Annotated in this window: 2 protein-coding genes; one reads left to right on the top strand and one right to left on the bottom strand. The window is 58.4% G+C overall.

Annotated elements, in window-relative coordinates; translation table 11 throughout:
- Positions 1–488: 488 nt before the first annotated feature.
- Positions 489–1,544: an IS110 family transposase gene (locus ACOI1H_RS25000; protein WP_422440974.1), complete on the bottom strand. Its 1,056-nt coding sequence runs from the start codon at positions 1,542–1,544 to the stop codon at positions 489–491.
- Positions 1,545–1,879: 335 nt separating this feature from the next.
- On the opposite strand from ACOI1H_RS25000, the gene ACOI1H_RS24995 reads away from it, so the two are divergent.
- Positions 1,880–2,326 (top strand): DUF2726 domain-containing protein (locus tag ACOI1H_RS24995; RefSeq protein WP_422440973.1); only part of this gene is annotated, 447 nt, incomplete at its 3' end.

Below are 2,326 nucleotides of genomic sequence, written 5' to 3'. Positions count from 1 at the left end.
TGGAATCTTTTGATTTGCCGTTAGGGTGTTTCGCCGGAGGTGCTTCTGCCCCATCAATAAATCGTCTGCCTCTTGGTCTCCTCGCGAGAGCAAGAGGCAGACTGAAACCGCCGCCGGTCGGGCGCGGCGATCAGTTCGCCTTCAAACGCCAATTTCGTATGATCGCTTTGTCCACCCTCCGGCCGTTCGGACATGGCTCAACGCACATCAGATCTAAGCGGTACGAAAGGCACGCACCGCGGTCGAGGCAAAAGCCATCACCAGCAAGATCGAGGCCATCGCTTGCCGTTATCAGTCCTTTCAGACCACCGCCGGGCACATGGTTCCTTCCGAGGTCAGACGTGCCGCCTCAACATTGGCTTCGCTGGTACCGCCTCAATGTCACATCCGCGCGGTCTTGATGGCCGCAACGATCGCTACGAGGTCAGTGACCGTCGTCCCGGCAGGGACCTTCCGCCGAAGCGGAACCGAAATCGTCTATCCGAGGCTCAAGTCATCTGAGCCCTCGTCGGCTCGTTGGAATAGACGAATTCTGTGCCGTCACTCCAGACTGCATGCATGATTGTCGCGAGTTTCCGGGCAACTGCTATGGCTGCTCGCTTGAAACCCACGCGCTTGTAAAGGCGAACGCCCCACGCCTTCAGCCGTGACCATTTTACGATCCTTGTTATGATCGTGCCTGCGGCTTCATAGAGATAGGATCTAAGTATCGGATCCGGGGCGGGGCCGATGCCGGCGGTCCATTGGCCCTCTCCCGATTGTCGGACTCTCGGTGTCAGCCCGAGATAGGCCCCGACTTTTGCCGATGAGGTGAAGCGGGCGGGATCCTCGATCGCTGACATGTAACGTAAAGCGACCAGGTATCCGACACCCGGGATCGTCATAAGCCGACGCGCATCGCTGTCGTGCTTCGCGATATCCCGTAGTTCAACCTCATAGGCGTCGATCTCCGTTTCAAGGGCATGAAAGGCATTGAGCAGGGGGGTCAACATCCTGGCAGCCATCGGGTTATCTGCAGCAACTTGGCGGAGCATTTCTGGGAACTTGGTCGTGGCTGTGCTGCCGGAAAATAAGCCGAAGACCTTCACGATCCCCTGCATCTGGTTGAGGATATCCTTTCGGCACTGCCGAAGCTGGTACCGCCCATTCATCATTGACCGGATATGCTGGGCATCCACCGTCCGGACGTAAGCTTCTTTGTACCATCCAATTCGCATCAGTTCTGCAAGTCCTTGGGCATCGTTGCGATCAGTCTCGTTGCGGCGCATTGACAGCGCTCGGTTGGCATGGCGGGCGTCGATACAGGTCACCGCAACGCCTCGCTTTCGGAGCTCTCGCCAGAGCCAAGGCGTCGTCGCACCTGTTTCGATGGCAATACTCGAACAGGCAGGTGCCCGCTCATTCAGGAGTTTCTCAAGGGCGTCAGGGTCTGAGGCGACAACGCCCTCGAAAACACGGCTTCCAGATTGATCCAAGACGCAGATATGCGTCTCAGCCAGAGATACGTCGAGGCCCACGTAGAGGGCAGGGGTAGTGTCAGACATTGCGCTTCTCCGTAATCAGCTTCATTGCACCAACGATTGAGGCAGAGCGCCGGACCGCTGTCACCCCATGTTACCCGCAAGGGCGCATCGGCACGGACCAGGACGACCATGGCCGAAGGCTCGCACACTGGCTCGGAGAGACAGCGCGCGGGCCATTCGGACAGGGAGGATGGGCCGGGACGTTGCGGGCGGAAGCCGGTCTGCCGGCTGGAGCCTAGAGCGCGGTGACACGCCCAAAGGGCGGGGCAGGGGCCATGACGCCTAACGGGGGATTCAATCTTCTGCGGCCTGTGATACGCCAATCGTAAGCATCAATTCAGCCGGAAAACGACCGCATGACCCACGATCTAAATCTGCCATTCTTAGCCTTGAGTGGCCTTGCGATTTTAGGCGGTCTGATCTTCGTAGTCCTGCTGCTCAACATTGTGAGCGCGGCTCTGCGCCCACAATTCAAACTGCGGCCACTGATGAACAAGGCGGAAAGCGCAGTCTATCGCCAGCTCGTCAAAGCCGCGCCTGCGGGTTGGGTGGTGATGTGTCAGGTATCGTATGGCGCATTTCTGTCGAACAAGAGTCGCAAGCGATATTGGACAGTGAACGCCAAGCGGGCGGACTTCATCATCACGGACGGCGGGTCCGATGTGGTTGCCGTGATCGAGTATCAGGGCAGCGGTCACTATGGTTCTTCAAGGCAGGGCCGCGACCGGGCGGAAAAAAGCGACAGGATCAAACGCACGGCGACGACTGAAGCCGGTATCCATTTCTTTGAACTGCCCAAGAAC

The sequence above is a fragment of the Loktanella sp. DJP18 genome, assembly GCF_049310965.1.
Classification (GTDB): Bacteria; Pseudomonadota; Alphaproteobacteria; order Rhodobacterales; family Rhodobacteraceae; genus Loktanella.
The sequence above is the reverse complement of the archived record's forward strand: the minus strand, read 5'-3'. Positions and strand labels throughout refer to the sequence as shown.